Here is a 15058-nt window from a genome sequence, read left to right on the forward strand (position 1 = left end):
TTAGCTCACGCTCTTGCGGCGCTTCCACATGACCAGACCCGTCAAGAACAGCGGAATCGCGACGACGAGCAGACCAATCGTCCACATGTTCACTTCCGATTCTTCGACGACATAGGCGTTGGCGCTTTCGCCAGCGAGCTTGATAGTGAACGTGCCACGTTTTTCCGTGACAAGTTGTGAGAACAAGAGACCGCGGAGCCGTTGATCTTCACCGACTTCGCTTACCTCGAATTCAATCTCTGTATCCTCATCGTTCATATTGATGGCGTACAAGGCGACCTCATCGCCGTCACGACGCTCGAACACGGCCATGCCGTCTTTCGAGGCAATCATCCGTTGCTCTCCAGTGGCGAAGACGGGATAGTCTTCCCGCATCCGGTTCATCGTCGCGACGTATTCATGTAACTCTTCATTCCCTGGGAAATCCGTCATCACCCGGTTGGCCGGATCGGCCCCACCGGTTTGTGCGTTTTCTGTCCCTTGAAATAAAATCGGCATACCAGGCGACGCATAGAGCGTGAACAGTGCCAGGCGAAGTCGCCGTTCTGCCGACTCGGCTCCACCAAGTCCAGCGACGTGCATGAACCGCTCGACATCATGGTTGTCTAGGAACGTCGCCATTTGGTTCGGATCGTTGAAAAATGTCTGGGCATAGCTTGCCGCCACATCGATTTCGTCGACGTTGGCGTGCTTTTGCGTCATCGTCTTCGAGACGCGATCATAGAACGTAAAGTTTGTGACGCTGTTAAATCCTAAATTGTCGTACTCAGCGACGTATTGTGGATTCGGGTCGAACACTTCGGCCAACAAGTAAAAGTCAGGGTCGACCGCCCGCACCGCTTCGACAAAATCTTTCCAAAACGGTTTGTCGACGTGGCGGACCGTATCGAGTCGATAGCCATCGATGCCGGTCTCTTCAATCCAATAAGTAGCGGCGTCGATCAAATAATCTTTCACTTCAGGGTCTTCCGTTTTAAAGTCCGGCAAGTCGAACAACCAGTGCGTCTCGACTTGCTCTTGGTCTTGCCAGAGCACGATCGGCAACTCGTCATGGAACCAATCCGGTCGTTCCTCGACCCATGGATGTTTCGGACCGACATGGTTGACGACGAAGTCAAGAATGACTTTCATATCGCGCTTATGCGCCTCATCGACGAGTTCTTGCAAATCTTCTTTCGTCCCGAACTGGGGATCGATGTCATAAAAATCTTTGATCCAGTAGCCGTGGTAACCGTCCGGCATGTTCTGAAACACCGGCGTCAACCAAATCGACGTAAATCCGAGCGATTCGATGTAGTCGAGCTTCTCGATCACACCTTGAATGTCGCCTCCGTGAAACGCTTTTGGATCATTCTTGTCGACTTGGTCGTTGTTGTCAGGATTCCCGTCAACGAACCGGTCGACCATAATAAAGTACATGCGTTCTTGTTCCCATGTTGCTGCTTCTTTCGCTCCGACGATTGTAGGAAACAAAAGAAGCGACAGGAGAACGAGCACGACGCCTCGCCTCATATCGCTTCCCCCTTTTTGAGTATTAACCTTTCGTACCACCCGCAGTGAGACCGGAGACGAAGTAACGTTGGAATATGAAGAACAAGAGGACGATCGGGAGGGCCGAAAGGACGGCTCCTGCCGCGAACAACGTAAAGTTGTTGTCGAATTGTCGCGAGATCATATTGTAAAGTCCAACCGCTAGCGTCTGCTTCTCAGGAGTACGAAGGACGAGCGATGCCAAGATGAAGTCGTTGAACGGGCCCATGAAGTTGAACAAGGCGATCGTTGCGACAATTGGCTTCGCGAGCGGCAAAATGATTTGCCAGAAGATACGGAGGTGACCGGCACCATCCATCCGAGCAGCCTCATCGAGCTCCTTCGGAATCGTATCGAAGTAACCTTTCGCCAGGTACGTGTTCATCGGAATCGCCCCACCGGCGTACAGCAAGATTAGCGCTGTATGCGTATCAAGAAGGCCGAGCATGTTGAGTAACACAAAAATCGCGATGATGGCAACGAATTGCGGGACCATCTGCAAGACGAGGAACAAGATGAGCGAGTTCTTCCGTCCGACGAAACGGTAACGCGAGAACACATAACCAGTAATCGTAACTAAAATTACAGCGAGCGCCATCGTGATGAAAGCAATCTTCAATGTGTTCACATACCATAAACTATAATCCGAAATTGTTAGATCAAACAAGTTTTTATAGTGAATGAGCGTTGGGTTTGATGGGATGATCGTTGACGTGATCGTACGACCCGGGTTAAATGACGTTCCTACTACCCAAAGCATCGGATAGAGAATAATGATCGACGCAAGCGTCAAGATGACATAAGAGAACGCCAAATTGATTCGTTTTTGTTTTTTCATATCAGACCATATCCTCGTCTTTGAAAGATTTTGTCCGACGGAACTGGATGACGGCTAGTGTCATGATGAAGAATGACAAGATGAGCGTGATCGCAGCCGCAAGTCCGTATTGCGGGTTAGCCCCGAGCGACAATTTGTAAATCCATGAAATCAAGATGTCGGTACCACCGGCAGTTTGTCCTGGGACAGCCGGCCCACCACCATTGAAGAGATAGATGATGTTAAAGTTGTTAAAGTTGAACGTGAACTGCGTGATGAGAATCGGTGCTGTTGCGAACAAGAGCATCGGCAATGTGATCAGACGGAACTTATCAAAGATGTTCGCGCCGTCAATCGTCGCAGCTTCATACAAGTCGCCCGGGATCGACTGCAAGACACCGGTCATGAGCGTCATGATGAACGGGAAACCGAGCCACCATTGAATCAAGATGAGCGCACTACGTGTCGCTGTCGGGTCGGTCATCCAGCTAATCGGATCGAGACCAAAGGCCGGCAAGATTGTCGTATTGAACACACCGAACGACTCGTTGAACATCGAGCGGAAAATTAAGATCGTGATGAACGCTGGTACGGCCCATGACAAGATCAAGATTGAACGGAACAAGCGACGGAACCGAAGTCCTTCTTGGTTCAACAGAACGGCAAGGAAAATCCCGATCGCGATGACACCGACCGTTGAAGCGACCGTCCAGACGAGCGTCCAACCGAGAACGCCGACGAACGTGTCGCGCCAAATGTCGATTTCAAAGATGCGTGTAAAGTTTTCGAACCCGATCCACTCGACGAGTTTTGCCGGTGGCGCGTTGTTGTAACGATAGTTCGTGAACGCGATCAAGAACGTAAAGATCAGCGGCAACACGACTGTGAAGACGAGCAAGATGAGCGACGGGATCAACATCAAGTATGGGAATCCATGGTCGCGCAAGTTGCGAAGTTGCACTTGGAACGTTGGCACGTTTAGGTGCTGATCACGAATGCGACCGACTCGGTAAGCGTCACGAATGTTCCAAATGTAGAACGCGATACCGAAGAACAGTAAAATTATTGCGACAATACCTTCTACCATCAAGAAGATGGAGTGGTCGTTACGAGGTCCTGCTACTTCGCCAAGCGTGATCAATCCCCAAAGGCCACCACGGTCACCAGGTCCTGCGCCCGCCCCTTTGAAAAATAGATCGTAGTTTACTGCAAAATAAGACATGATGACGATAAAGAACGCAATCGCCTTCGCACGTTGGTTGTTATAGAACTGCCCCGCTCCCGGAATGATCGAGAGTAATGCGGCGTTCCGAGCATGATTGGTCGGTTTGTCCGGTCGTTGTTCCGGTGTTTTTGGGTTCGGAATTGAAGCCATCCTCAATTTCTCCTTTCAATTTGAGCAAATCAATCGAGCAAGCGTTTGCTCAATTTCAGAAAATGATGGGGAACGCCATGTGGCGTACCCCGTCATTTCACAGCCTTATTGGTTGTTTGCTTGGATTTGTTGCTCGATGACTTTAACAGCATCGTCAGCTGATTTTTGTGCATCTTGCTTGCCAGTCGCTACGAGCTGAAGCGCTTGTGCCATTGGCTCCCAAACTTGTCCCATTTCAGGAATGTTAGGCATTGGGATTGCATTTGTCGCTTGATCGAATACCGCTTTCGCAACTTCGTTCGCCGTGATTGTCTCATTCGTCTCGAGTGCTGCTACCGGTGGGATCTCGTTGTATGCTTCAAACATTTTCAATGCGTTCTCTTCATTTGTAAGTTCTGCGAGGAACATTTCAGCCCACTCTTGGTTCTCAGTGTAAGCAGAGAGTGCATATGTTTTCACACCCATGAACGTCTTGATTGGCTCACCGTTCGGAAGTGTTGGCATTGCCGCCGCTCCGAGGTTGACGCCAGCATCTTCGTAACCAGCAACAGCCCAAGGTCCGTTCATAACTGTGTGTGCTTTCTTCTCAGTGAAGAGTTGGTCCATCGCTTGGCCGCCAGACTCGCCGATCAATCCTTTAGGGAAGAGGCCTTCTTGGTACCATTTGCCGATGTAGTCGAATCCTTCAACTGCGCCTTCGTTGTTCAAGCCGATGTCGGTTGGGTCGAGCGCGCCGCCGTCTTCTTTGAAGACGTAACCGCCGAAGCCTGCAACTACACCGTGAGCGAAGTAGAAGTTATCCCAAAGACCGAGGAAGCCGTACTCGCCTTTGTCTTTAAGATCTGTAGACAACTTGTAAAGGTCGTCCATTGAAGCAGGAGCTTCTGAAACCAAATCCTTGTTGTACATGAGGACTGGTGTTTCAACTGATTTAGGATAGCCGTAAGCTTGTCCGTCGAACATGACAGCCGATTTCGAAGCATCTGTGAACGCTTCGAGCGCACCTTCGTCAGCGAGCGGTGCCAAGTGACCTTGGTCAGCGATCGTGCCGATTTGGTCATGCGGTACGAGAACGATATCCGGACCTTTACCAGCTGGGCCGTCAAGCGCCAACTTGTCTTTTTGGTCCGTCATTTGAACTTCGACGACTTCTACTGCGACGCCGTGTTCTTCTTCAAACGCTTTCGCAACTTCTTTCGTCGTTTCCGACTTTTCAATATCTTCCCAAATTACGATTTTTTCTGGCTTGTTCTCGCTAGTAGAACCGCCTTCGTTAGTAGAACCGTTATCCGTACCGCCACCACATGCAGCAAGTGCACCGAATGCTAATACTGCTGTTGAAAGTCCTGCTACCATTTTTTTCATCTTCATGATGAAAAACCTCCCCAAGGAAATTAGTATGGTCAGATTTGCGCACACGTACTAAACGACTGATTTTAATCAACTCCGCTACGAAATCAGTCATTCAGTGAAAACGTTTGCATCCTCACCTCAATTTTTATTATACAGTTGTGTAAGCGTTTTACAAGACTTTTTTTTTCGATTTTTTCTCGTAGGTATCCCATTTATCTCTTTTTCAACTTTTATGTGTTCAATTGTTCAATAAATGTCGTGAACAGTGATTGACAAAATGTAAACGCTTTATTACCCTTTGCTTGAGCAAACGTTTTCGCAACTGTCATTTCTTTTCGGAACAGACAGTGTAAAATGGTTACAATCCCAATCGAGAAAGGAACGATTTCACTTGATCAAAGAAGCTATTTATCATCGCGCTATGTCCCCTTTCGTTTATAAATACGACCGGGAAACGATTCATATTCGGTTTCATACGAAAAGAAATGATATCCAATCTATTGACTTAATTTGGAATGATCCATACGACTGGCATTCAGAAGACCCAGCGATGTGGAACTTTGACCCGGACAAGCCGAGCTACTGGCGCACGTTCGAGACACCTATGGAACGAATCGGCCACGACGACCAATACGACTACTGGTTCATCGCAATCAAGCCGCCGTTCCGTCGCCTCCGTTACGGGTTCCGGCTCCATGACGGCAACGAGACGGCCGTCTATACGGAAAAAGGCTGGTTCGAAGATAAACCGCTCGACGATACGGGTTATTACTTCTGTGTCCCGTTCATCAACCCGATCGACATCTTCCACGCCCCGTCATGGGTCAAGGACACGGTCTGGTATCAAATCTTCCCTGACCGGTTCGCGAACGGCGACGCGTCACTCGATCCTGAAGGGACGCTCGCATGGAACAGCACTGAGCCAACGATCACAAACTTCTTCGGTGGCGACTTCCAAGGCATCATCGACCATATGGACCACATCGTCGAACTCGGGATCACCGGCATTTACTTCTGCCCGATCTTCAAAGCGACGACGAACCATAAATACGACACGCTTGATTATATGGAAATCGACCCGCAGTTCGGGACGAAAGAGCAGTTCAAACAATTGGTCGACTTGCTTCATGAGAACGGGATCAAAGTCATGCTCGATGCGGTGTTCAATCACGTCGGCTACAACCATCCTTGGTTCTTAGACGTCGTCGAGAACGGGCCTCATTCCGAGTATCGCGACTGGTTCTACCTCCGCGACTTCCCGATTGAGACGGCACCGAAGCCGAACTACGATACGTTCGCTTTCGAGAAGAACATGCCGAAGATCAACACCGAACACCCGGCGTTGAAAGCTTATCTATTAGATGTAGCCCGTTATTGGGTCGAAGAGTTCGGCATCGACGGTTGGCGCCTAGACGTCGCGAACGAGGTCGACCACGCGTTCTGGCGTGACTTCCGTCGCACTGTAAAAGAAGCGAATCCCGAAGCTTACATCCTCGGTGAGATTTGGCACGATGCCCAACCGTGGCTTCAAGGCGACCAGTTCGATGCGGTCATGAACTATCCGTTCACGAACGCGAGCTTAAACTACTTCGCGCTCGATCGGACGACGGCGTCGGAGTTCCGTGACGAGTTGACGCGCGTCGAGATGATGAACACGATGAACGTGAACGAAGTGACGTTCAACTTGATCGACTCTCACGACACCCCACGAGCCCTCACTCGGGCAAAAGGGCATAAAGGGAAGTTCAAACTCCTCATGACCTCGATGCTCACGTATACGGGTAGTCCATGTATTTACTATGGTGATGAGATCGGGCTCGAAGGCGAGCAAGATCCGGGTTGCCGCCGCTGCATGCCGTGGGACGAGGCCGAGGAAGACCGTGACTTGTTCCGCTTCGTCCAGAAGTTGATCCAGCTCCGCAAAGATCATCCGGTGCTCGCGAACGGCGGATCGTACCGGTTCAATCTCGTCGATGATGAAGACAACGCCCTCATCGTCGAACGGAGCTCGAAAGACGAGACGTATTTGATTTACTTCAATAACTCAGATACGGTGTCTACGCTCAACCCACTCTGGCATACAGGTGGTGCCCACGATTTACTCAACGACCGGGACGTAGACTCGCTCGAACTTGAACTCGCACCGTATAGCGTTTCCATTTTGAAACTGAAATGACGACGTTTGACCACCCATTTGCTTGGGTGGTTATTTTTGTTGGAAATAATTTAGTGAACCCCCTTTCTTTTTCATTTCAAAAGGAGTAACATGACCATTGTAATTTTTAAAAGATAAATATTTCATATAAAGAATTTTTAAACAAAAGGGGAACATTCATGCCAACCAAAGATACCGAACAGCTCAGTCTATTTAAAATCTCGTGGCCGATCTTCATCGAGCTCGCGCTCCACATGGGTACCGGGATCATCGCCACGCTCATGCTCGCCCAGTATTCCGATGCCGCCGCTTCAGCGGTCGGCGTCGCCAACCAATTGTTGAACGTTTTTTTGATCGTCTTTAGCGTCACCTCGGTCGGTGCGACGATCTTGATCGGCCAGGCAATCGGTGCCGGTCGGATGAAGAAGAGCCGGGACTTTGCCCGCTCTGCCGTCAGCTTGAACATGTGGCTCGGCGTCGTCATGGTCGTCGTCGTCTTCTTGTTCGGCGAGACGTTCCTTCGCTTGTTCGGCCTGTCGGATGAACTGTTCGACTACGGCCTATTGTTCTTACAAATCGTCGGCTTATCGCTCTTCACCGAAGCGCTCATCATGGCGCTCAGCGCGGTGTTGCGCAGTCATGGTATGACGAAACACGCCATGCTCGCGACGCTTTTGATCGATGTCATCACGGCAGTAGGAGCCATGCTCGCCGTGACAGGCTGGTTCGGTCTCCCGGTGACGGGTGTCGCCGGTGTCGCCTGGGCCATCGTCATCGCTCGTTTTTCGGCCATGGTGCTGTTGTTTTGGATCGTCAAACGCCGCCTCATGATGCGTTTCCCGATCAAAGAGTTGATCCGTCCAAAACGCGATGATATTCAAGCACTCTTACAAATCGGTGTTCCGTCGGCAGGAGAGAACTTGTCGTACCAGTTTTCACAAATTGTCATCACCGGCTTCATCGCGACGATGGGTGACGCCTCGCTCGCCGCTCGCGTTTACGTGATGAACTTATCGATGCTCGCATTTTTGTTCACGGTCGCCGTCGCCCAAGGGACACAGCTATTGATTGCCCGCGACGTCGGCGGGAAGCGGTTCAAAGAGGCGTATGCTCGGGCGGTCCGGACGTTGAAGATCGCCATGTTCTCTTCGCTCGTCGCCTCACTCGGCCTCGCCGTGTTCGGGAAATCCTTGCTCGGCTTGTTCACGTCGAACCCGGACATCATCGCCGTCGGTATCCCGATCCTATGGGCGACGCTCATTCTTGAGCCGGGTCGCGCCATGAACATCGTTCTGATGGGGTCACTCAAGTCGGTCGGAGACGTTCGCTTCCCGGTCATGATTGGGATTGCCTCGATGTGGGGCGTCGCGGTCGTCTTCAGTTACTTGTTCGGGATTCAAATGGGACTCGGTGTGCTCGGGATTTGGCTTGCGTTCTCGCTCGACGAGTGGTTCCGCGGCTTCTTCGCTTTCCGACGCTGGAAGTACGGCAAGTGGCAACAAAAAGGCTTCCAGTTCGAAGCCAAACCATCCTCGTGAACGAATAAGGGAAGCGGTCAACACGACCGCTTCCCTTATTTTTTACTTAAAAATGCTTGCATCGCCCGTTGATGAACCTCGGTCTTGCCGCATTCCCGTTGCCAGTGGATCTCTTGCGCGAGCCCGTCTTCAAACGATGACTCGCGAAGGAGTGCCTTCATCCCTTGTACGGCCGTCGGTGATTTTGCCGCGAGCGTCTCGGCGTAGGCCGTGAGACGGGCAAGATACTCCTCATCCTCGATGAGTTCAGTGACAAGCCCGAACGCTTCAGCTTGTTCGGCGTCGATCGTGCTGCCGCTCCACATCCAATCGAGCGCGACGTCTTGGCGCATCAAACGACGCAAATGATATGGACCGCCGGCGTCGGCAACGAGGCCGATCTTGATGAACGCCGAGCTGAACTTCGTCGAACGGGCGACGAGGCGAACGTCGGCCGCAAGCGCCAGACTGAGTCCTGCGCCAGCGACGACACCGTGGATGCCGGCAATGACTGGCTTCCGGCAATCCGAGAGTGCCCGGACGAGCGGATGGTAGACGTCCTCTAAATACGTGCCATAATCGGCGTCACTCTCAATCGTCAAGTCTTGACCGGACGAGAAGGCGCGCCCTTCCCCGATCAGTACGATGACCCGGACCGATTCGTCGGCTTCAAGTTGTTCGAGCGCCTGTCTCGCTTCGCGCAACAACGTCTCATTCAGCGCGTTCAACTTTTCCGGACGGTTCCATTTGAGCCAGCCTACCCCGTTGTGTCGTTCCAATTGAATTGTTTCCATGAAATAATCCCCCTTTTAAAAAATGAATCACTGTTCATTTCTCTATCGGCCATTCTGTTTCCTTCCTGACACCAAAACTTTTCAAGTTCGATTGCCCGACGCTACCACTATTTGCTATTCTTAGGGGAGTCGTTCAACGAAAGGGTGGGACTGGTGCAACTGACGAATGCCGCAAGACAATTAAAACAACGGAACATCCCGTTCACTTATCTGTCTTATGTAGTGGATGAGTCCGATGTCTCCGCAAAACATGTCGCCGCATCACTCGATAAGCCGCTCGACCAACTGTATAAGACGATTTGCCTCGAGAACGAGCAGCGGAAGTACGCCTTCTTCCTCATCTCAGGAGATTTAGATATCGATTTAAAGGCGGCCGCTAAAGCGTGGGGCGCGAAGAAAGCGTCGCCCGTCCCGATGAAAGAGCTTGAAACGCTGACCGGCTACATCCGCGGCGGCGTCTCACCGATCGGAGCGAAAAAGCGCTTCCCCGTCTTCTTGCATGACAGCGCGAAACAAAAAGACAAGATCATCATCTCGGCTGGAAAACGCGGCTATCAGATCGAATTAACACCGGACGACTTGATCCGCTTCACGGACGGCCGCTGGTTTACTCAATGACAAAGATGGAGGCAATACTATGTGGAAAGAACGAATCCGATCGTGGGTTCCTAACTCATTTACATTCGGTAACTTATTTTGTGGCGTCCTCGCCATCGTCTACGCCGCGCGTGGCGATTTCTCGAATGCGACACTCCTGATCATCATCGCGATGATGCTCGACAGCCTCGACGGCCGTCTCGCCCGTATGCTCGGGGTAGACGGTGACTTCGGAAAAGAGCTTGATTCGCTCGCTGACGTCGTCACGTTCGGCGTTGCTCCGGCGCTGCTCGCTTACTATACGTTCTTTATCGATTACGGAAACTACGGGCTCTTCTTTGCCGCCCTATTCCCGCTCTTCGGCGCCTATCGCCTAGCCCGGTTCAACTTGTCGGCGACGAACGTCACGGCCAGCTATTTCTCAGGCGTTCCGATCACGGCAGCCGGTGGACTGCTCGCTGTCGTAACGACGTTTGGCGACCGCGTCAACGAACTGCTCACCCCGATCTTCTTTACCGGTCTCGCCTTGCTCATGGTGAGCCGGGTTCGTATTCCGAGTTTTAAAGACGTGCCGTTGCCGCGTCACTCGTTCATCATCACGTTCAGTCTCGTCTATTTGACGTATATGACGTTCGCAAGGTGGCAGGAATGGCCGACATTTTGGTTCATCGCCATCCCGTTCTACATCTTGTTCATCGCTTTCTCATTTGTGAAAAAACGGAAGCGCATGGCGAATTGATGAGTCCCTCTAGCAGGGGCTCTTTTTTTGTGCATGCATTCATTAGACGGATGTCGAAAACCTCTTTAGAATAGAAGGTGAGGTGATTTGATGAAAGTGTATCCATGGATTTGGAAATTATTTTTAGTTTGGTACGTCGTCGGCGTTGTTCTCGTCGGCTTTGATTTACTGCCGAGTTGGCTCGAATGGGCGAACCCGGTCTTCTTATGGCTAGCCGGCCTCATCGGAGGATTTGTCATCGCGGACGGAGTCCGTCACGCCCGTTTCATCGTGCCGTTCATCTTTTTCGGCTCGATTGCCGTCGAGACGCTCGGTGTCAAAACCGGGTTCCCGTTCAGCGAGTATATTTACGCTGAAGCGTTCGGTCCGACCGTGTTCGGCGTACCGGTAACGATTGGTGCAGCGTGGCTCGCCGTCATCGGCGCGAGCTTCGCTGTCGCCCGCCTGTTCGCGTTCAAGCGACGGACACTCTGGCTCGTCCCATTTTTGGCGGTCTGGTTAGACATGGCGATCGATCCGGTTGCAGCCAACGTGAAAGGCTACTGGGAATGGGCAAATGATGGTCTCTATTATGACATCCCGACGCAAAACTTCGTCGGATGGTTCGGACTGTCGCTCATCTTCTCATGGTTACTCGACCGCTTCGAAGTCGAAGCGGAGCCGACTTTACTTATGCACGGACGTTACTTGTTCGTCATGCTTCACGCCTTGTTCGGCGTCACCGCGGTCAACGCCGGTCTTTACGGAATCGGTGTGCTAAGTCTTGTAACGGCAAGTGTCATCTATTTGGAACGGAGGTTGCGTCATGATCGAAGCGAACAAAAAGAAATGGTTCAGTAACATCTTTTCAACGTTCGTCAAAGAACGCCAGATCCGACCGTCCTTTCACACGATCAACGTTCGGGCTGATGACGTTCCGACACCGGGCCTCTTTTTAAGCACACACAGCTCGTGGTGGGACGGACTCATCTTGCTCATGTTGAACGAGTACTATTTACGGCACGACGTTCACGTCCTGATGGATGAGGACGGATTGCGACGCTTTCCGTTCTTCCGTCACTTAGGCGCCTTTTCAATCAAAAAAGGGAAGTTATCCGACGTTCGCGCTTCTCTCAACTATGCCAATCAGCTTTTGTCCGTCGGGAAATCGGTGTGGGTGTTCCCGCAAGGCCGCGAATACCCGCAAGAGCACCGGCCGCTTGAGATCGGGGCCGGTGCGACGATGCTACTCGCAAAACCTGAGGTCCGGCTTTGTGCCATCTACTACGCGTTCGCGTCGCATGCGTCCCCGGTCGTCTACGTCCGGTTCCGGACCCATACCGTCGTCTCGACGACACGCCGGGAGCAAAAGCAAGAGCTCGCGAAAGCGCTCGAACGGCTCTATGACGACACGCGCGCCGATGTGATCGCTCAGTCGGACCGGTACATTTCGTTGTTCCCGCCACGACGCGGGCTCGCCGACTGGACGGAGCACTTGCTCACCATCGGGAGGAGGCAACGATGATTCTATTCGTGCTCACTGGACTCATGTTTCTCTTCACGTTGGTCAACTTGGCATTTCTTCGTCCGCTCACGGCCCCAATCTCAGTGCCGCCGACCGCAATTTGCATTCCGCTCCGCAACGAGGAGCGGAACGTCCCGAAATTGATCAACAGTTTAAAGCCGGCCCTCACCGCCGGCTGTCACGTCTACTTATATGAGGATCGCTCTGAGGACGGCACGTACGACGCGCTCGTGCGGGAAATCGCCTCGGACGACCGGTTCACGATCTTGCGCGGTGTGCCGCTCACCGACGGCTGGTCTGGAAAAGTACACGCCTGTCATCAATTGGCGACGCAGACCCGTGAGCCTTACTTATTGTTTCTCGATGCCGATGTGACCATCGATCCGAGCTTCGTCGGCCGCATGCACGGAACGCTCGTCCGGGAAGGCGCCGTCTTTTTATCCGGCTTCCCCCGCTTTCCGACGCCGACGTGGCTCGGTAAACTGCTCATTCCGATGCAACACGTCTTGATCGCCCAGCACTTGCCGCTGTTTTGGCGAAAAGTGAGACATCCCGCCTTCGCCGCCGCGAACGGGATGAACGTCTTGGTCGAACGGGCTAGTTACGAGGAAGTCGGCGGTCACGCCTCGATCCACGACTCCCTGATTGATGATATCGATTTATGCCGCGAATTTAAGCGCCGTAAAAAAGTGACGTCGCTCGTCAACGTCTCGCCTTATATCACATGCGATATGTATGCGACGAACGAGGAAGTCTGGAACGGGTTTTCAAAAAACGTATTCAAGGGAATGAATGAAGCAGTGGGCATCGCCCTTTATTTTTCCCTTTACTACGGCGTCCAGTTATCGGCGTTCGTCTTCCTGCTCATCCGACCAGACTGGATGTCGCTCGGAGCGAGCCTGTTCGTCTTGTTCGCACGGCTAGCCATCGACTTGAAGTCGGGCGGGCGCCATTTTTGGCTCCATCCGTTCAGTCTGGTTGCCTACCTCGTCCTACTCACGAGCGCGGTCGTCCGAAAATGGAGACGAAAACCGATCACTTGGAAAGGCCGGATGTATCATTAGAAAATCGTTAGGAGGCGCATTGCAATGAAACAAATCGCTATTATCGGGGCCGGTCTCGGAGGCCTGAGCGCCGCCGTCACACTAGCGGCTCGCGGGTACGATGTGACCGTCATCGAAAAAAATGAACACGTCGGTGGTAAGCTCATGCCGATCATCACGGACGGTCACCGCTTCGACTTCGGGCCAAACACGATCACGATGCCGGACGTGTTCCGTTCCGTCATCCGGAACAGCGGGGCCAACCCAGAGGATTATTTTGAACTCGTCAAACTCGACTCGCATACCGTCAATCACTTCTCCGACGGGTCGACGTTCACGTTCCACTCCGAACGGGAACAAATGGAAGCTGAAGTCCGGCGCTTGACCGGTGACAAAGCCGACAAAAATCAATTGGCGGCGTACTTGGACGAGGCTGAAAAGCTATTTGAGATTGCCAACAATCGTTTCTTCACTCGAATGGACACAAAAATCGATACCGGTCTTTGGGCCGATATGATGAAAGTCCATCCGCTTAAGAGTTTGCACGCGCTCCATAAAAAATATTTTAAAGATCCCCGCATCATCCAAGCACTCGACCGTTACGCGACGTATATCGGCAGCAGCCCTTACGTCACGCCCGGCACGTTCGCCTTGATCTCACATCTCGAGTTGAACGATGGCGTCTATTTCGCCAAAGGCGGGAACTGGACGATTGCCAAAGGTTTCGCCAAACGCGCGAGCGAGCTCGGTGTCGAGTTTCGACTCGGCCATGAAGTCACAAAGATTGAAGTGATGAACGGTAAGGCGCATGCTGTCGTCATCGACCATGAAGAAGTCATGTCTTGCGATGCCGTCCTTTTGAACGGGGAACTGCTGACCCAATATCCTCGGCTCGTCGATGCGGTCCATCGTCCCTCGTTCCCGGTACCGACCCGGGATACGGTCGAGCCATCCGTCTCTGCTTTCGTCATGATGGTCGGACTGAACAAACATCTAAATCTCGCTCATCATAACGTCTACTTCTCGGACGATTACGAGGCTGAGTTCCGTGCCTTGTTCGACGAAGAACGCTACGCTGACGAGCCGACGATCTACATCTCGAACTCGTCCTACACCGACCCGTCCATGGGTGAGGCCGGGGACAATCTGTTCATCCTCGTCAACGCTCCGGCCCACTTGACCGACATCGATGCCGAGACGTATGAACATTTGATTCGTCGACGGCTGCGCACATTCGGCGTCGACTGGGACGATGCTGACGTCTTGTTCCACCGTCGCGTGACTCCGCTTGACTTGACGCGTGATTTTTATGCGTATTACGGCTCGTTGTACGGAACGTCGGCAAACTCGAAAAAAGGTGCGTTTTTCCGTCCGGCTTCGCGCTCGGAAGACGTCTCGAACATCTGGTTCGCGGGTGGATCGACCCACCCTGGAGGCGGTAGCCCAATGGTGACGCTTTCAGGACAGTTCGCTGCTCGTTCGATGTTGGAGGACATACCTCTGACAATTTGAACATTTTGTGAACAGAAGATTCGACACTTGTCGACAAGTCACAGACGTGATAACATCATATCGAGTTCAAGCAGTATTGTAACGTTTGTTACACCTGTAGCGATCGAATGGCTTCCCCGAGC

General features: G+C 52.2%; 13 protein-coding genes. 8 read left to right on the forward strand and 5 right to left on the reverse strand.

Translation table 11 applies throughout. The features are described from left to right. The 4 genes from EVJ22_RS06370 to EVJ22_RS06385 form a co-directional block, all read right to left on the reverse strand. Positions 1-1512 (reverse strand): alpha-amylase family glycosyl hydrolase, encoded by a 1512-nt coding sequence (locus EVJ22_RS06370; protein ID WP_131443520.1) that lies wholly within the window; start codon positions 1510-1512, stop codon positions 1-3. Between the two features lie 22 nt (positions 1513-1534). Further along, positions 1535-2368, reverse strand: coding sequence for a sugar ABC transporter permease (locus EVJ22_RS06375; RefSeq protein WP_071399256.1), 834 nt, complete (start codon positions 2366-2368; stop codon positions 1535-1537). A gap of 1 nt (position 2369) precedes the next feature. Then, positions 2370-3722, reverse strand: a complete 1353-nt coding sequence (locus tag EVJ22_RS06380) for a carbohydrate ABC transporter permease (RefSeq protein WP_071399255.1) — start codon at positions 3720-3722, stop codon at positions 2370-2372. Between the two features lie 105 nt (positions 3723-3827). Further along, entirely contained in the window at positions 3828-5093 is a 1266-nt protein-coding gene (locus EVJ22_RS06385; protein WP_084813065.1) for an extracellular solute-binding protein, read from the reverse strand. Between the two features lie 373 nt (positions 5094-5466). Between EVJ22_RS06385 and EVJ22_RS06390 the strand changes: the two genes are divergently transcribed. Both EVJ22_RS06390 and EVJ22_RS06395 read left to right on the forward strand, forming a co-directional pair. Continuing rightward, on the forward strand, positions 5467-7251 hold the full coding sequence (locus tag EVJ22_RS06390) for a glycoside hydrolase family 13 protein (protein WP_071399254.1): 1785 nt from the start codon (positions 5467-5469) through the stop codon (positions 7249-7251). Positions 7252-7409: 158 nt separating this feature from the next. Continuing rightward, positions 7410-8768, forward strand: coding sequence for an MATE family efflux transporter (locus EVJ22_RS06395; RefSeq protein ID WP_071399253.1), 1359 nt, complete (start codon positions 7410-7412; stop codon positions 8766-8768). A 35-nt stretch (positions 8769-8803) separates the two neighbouring features. Here EVJ22_RS06395 and EVJ22_RS06400 read toward each other — a convergent pair whose 3' ends face one another. Next, the gene (locus tag EVJ22_RS06400; protein WP_131443521.1) at positions 8804-9541 is read right to left on the reverse strand and encodes an enoyl-CoA hydratase/isomerase family protein; all 738 of its coding nucleotides are present in this window, start codon (positions 9539-9541) and stop codon (positions 8804-8806) included. Positions 9542-9694: 153 nt separating this feature from the next. Here EVJ22_RS06400 and ybaK point away from each other — a divergent pair, with 153 nt between their 5' ends. The 6 genes from ybaK to EVJ22_RS06430 all read left to right on the forward strand — a co-directional run bounded on the left by ybaK (position 9695) and on the right by EVJ22_RS06430 (position 14936). After that, on the forward strand, positions 9695-10159 hold the full coding sequence (ybaK, locus tag EVJ22_RS06405) for a Cys-tRNA(Pro) deacylase (RefSeq protein WP_084813064.1): 465 nt from the start codon (positions 9695-9697) through the stop codon (positions 10157-10159). Positions 10160-10178: 19 nt separating this feature from the next. After that, entirely contained in the window at positions 10179-10877 is a 699-nt protein-coding gene (pssA, locus tag EVJ22_RS06410; RefSeq protein ID WP_071399250.1) for a CDP-diacylglycerol--serine O-phosphatidyltransferase, read from the forward strand. A 90-nt stretch (positions 10878-10967) separates the two neighbouring features. Then, a complete protein-coding gene (locus EVJ22_RS06415) occupies positions 10968-11717 on the forward strand; it encodes a carotenoid biosynthesis protein (RefSeq protein ID WP_071399249.1) in 750 nt (249 codons plus the stop codon). Further along, positions 11683-12381, forward strand: coding sequence for a lysophospholipid acyltransferase family protein (locus EVJ22_RS06420; protein ID WP_071399248.1), 699 nt, complete (start codon positions 11683-11685; stop codon positions 12379-12381). Before EVJ22_RS06415 ends, EVJ22_RS06420 begins: the two co-directional genes overlap by 35 nt. Continuing rightward, the gene (locus EVJ22_RS06425) at positions 12378-13445 is read left to right on the forward strand and encodes a glycosyltransferase family 2 protein (protein WP_071399247.1); all 1068 of its coding nucleotides are present in this window, start codon (positions 12378-12380) and stop codon (positions 13443-13445) included. Before EVJ22_RS06420 ends, EVJ22_RS06425 begins: the two co-directional genes overlap by 4 nt. A 24-nt stretch (positions 13446-13469) precedes the next feature. Continuing rightward, complete coding sequence (locus EVJ22_RS06430) at positions 13470-14936, forward strand: phytoene desaturase family protein (protein WP_131443522.1); 1467 nt, start codon at positions 13470-13472, stop codon at positions 14934-14936. Positions 14937-15058 lie beyond the last annotated feature (122 nt).

The sequence above is a fragment of the Exiguobacterium sp. SH0S7 genome (assembly GCF_004337195.1).
Lineage (GTDB): Bacteria > Bacillota > Bacilli > Exiguobacteriales > Exiguobacteriaceae > Exiguobacterium > Exiguobacterium aurantiacum_A.

Bases quoted from the DNA above. Each gene is read 5' to 3' on its own strand.
- EVJ22_RS06370 (WP_131443520.1), bottom strand. From the start codon at position 1,512: ATGAGGCGAGGCGTCGTGCTCGTTCTCCTGTCGCTTCTTTTGTTTCCT.
- EVJ22_RS06375 (WP_071399256.1), bottom strand. From the start codon at position 2,368: ATGAAAAAACAAAAACGAATCAATTTGGCGTTCTCTTATGTCATCTTG.
- EVJ22_RS06380 (WP_071399255.1), bottom strand. From the start codon at position 3,722: ATGGCTTCAATTCCGAACCCAAAAACACCGGAACAACGACCGGACAAA.
- EVJ22_RS06385 (WP_084813065.1), bottom strand. From the start codon at position 5,093: ATGAAGATGAAAAAAATGGTAGCAGGACTTTCAACAGCAGTATTAGCA.
- EVJ22_RS06395 (WP_071399253.1), top strand. From the start codon at position 7,410: ATGCCAACCAAAGATACCGAACAGCTCAGTCTATTTAAAATCTCGTGG.
- EVJ22_RS06400 (WP_131443521.1), bottom strand. From the start codon at position 9,541: ATGGAAACAATTCAATTGGAACGACACAACGGGGTAGGCTGGCTCAAA.
- pssA (WP_071399250.1), top strand. From the start codon at position 10,179: ATGTGGAAAGAACGAATCCGATCGTGGGTTCCTAACTCATTTACATTC.
- EVJ22_RS06415 (WP_071399249.1), top strand. From the start codon at position 10,968: ATGAAAGTGTATCCATGGATTTGGAAATTATTTTTAGTTTGGTACGTC.
- EVJ22_RS06420 (WP_071399248.1), top strand. From the start codon at position 11,683: ATGATCGAAGCGAACAAAAAGAAATGGTTCAGTAACATCTTTTCAACG.
- EVJ22_RS06425 (WP_071399247.1), top strand. From the start codon at position 12,378: ATGATTCTATTCGTGCTCACTGGACTCATGTTTCTCTTCACGTTGGTC.
- EVJ22_RS06430 (WP_131443522.1), top strand. From the start codon at position 13,470: ATGAAACAAATCGCTATTATCGGGGCCGGTCTCGGAGGCCTGAGCGCC.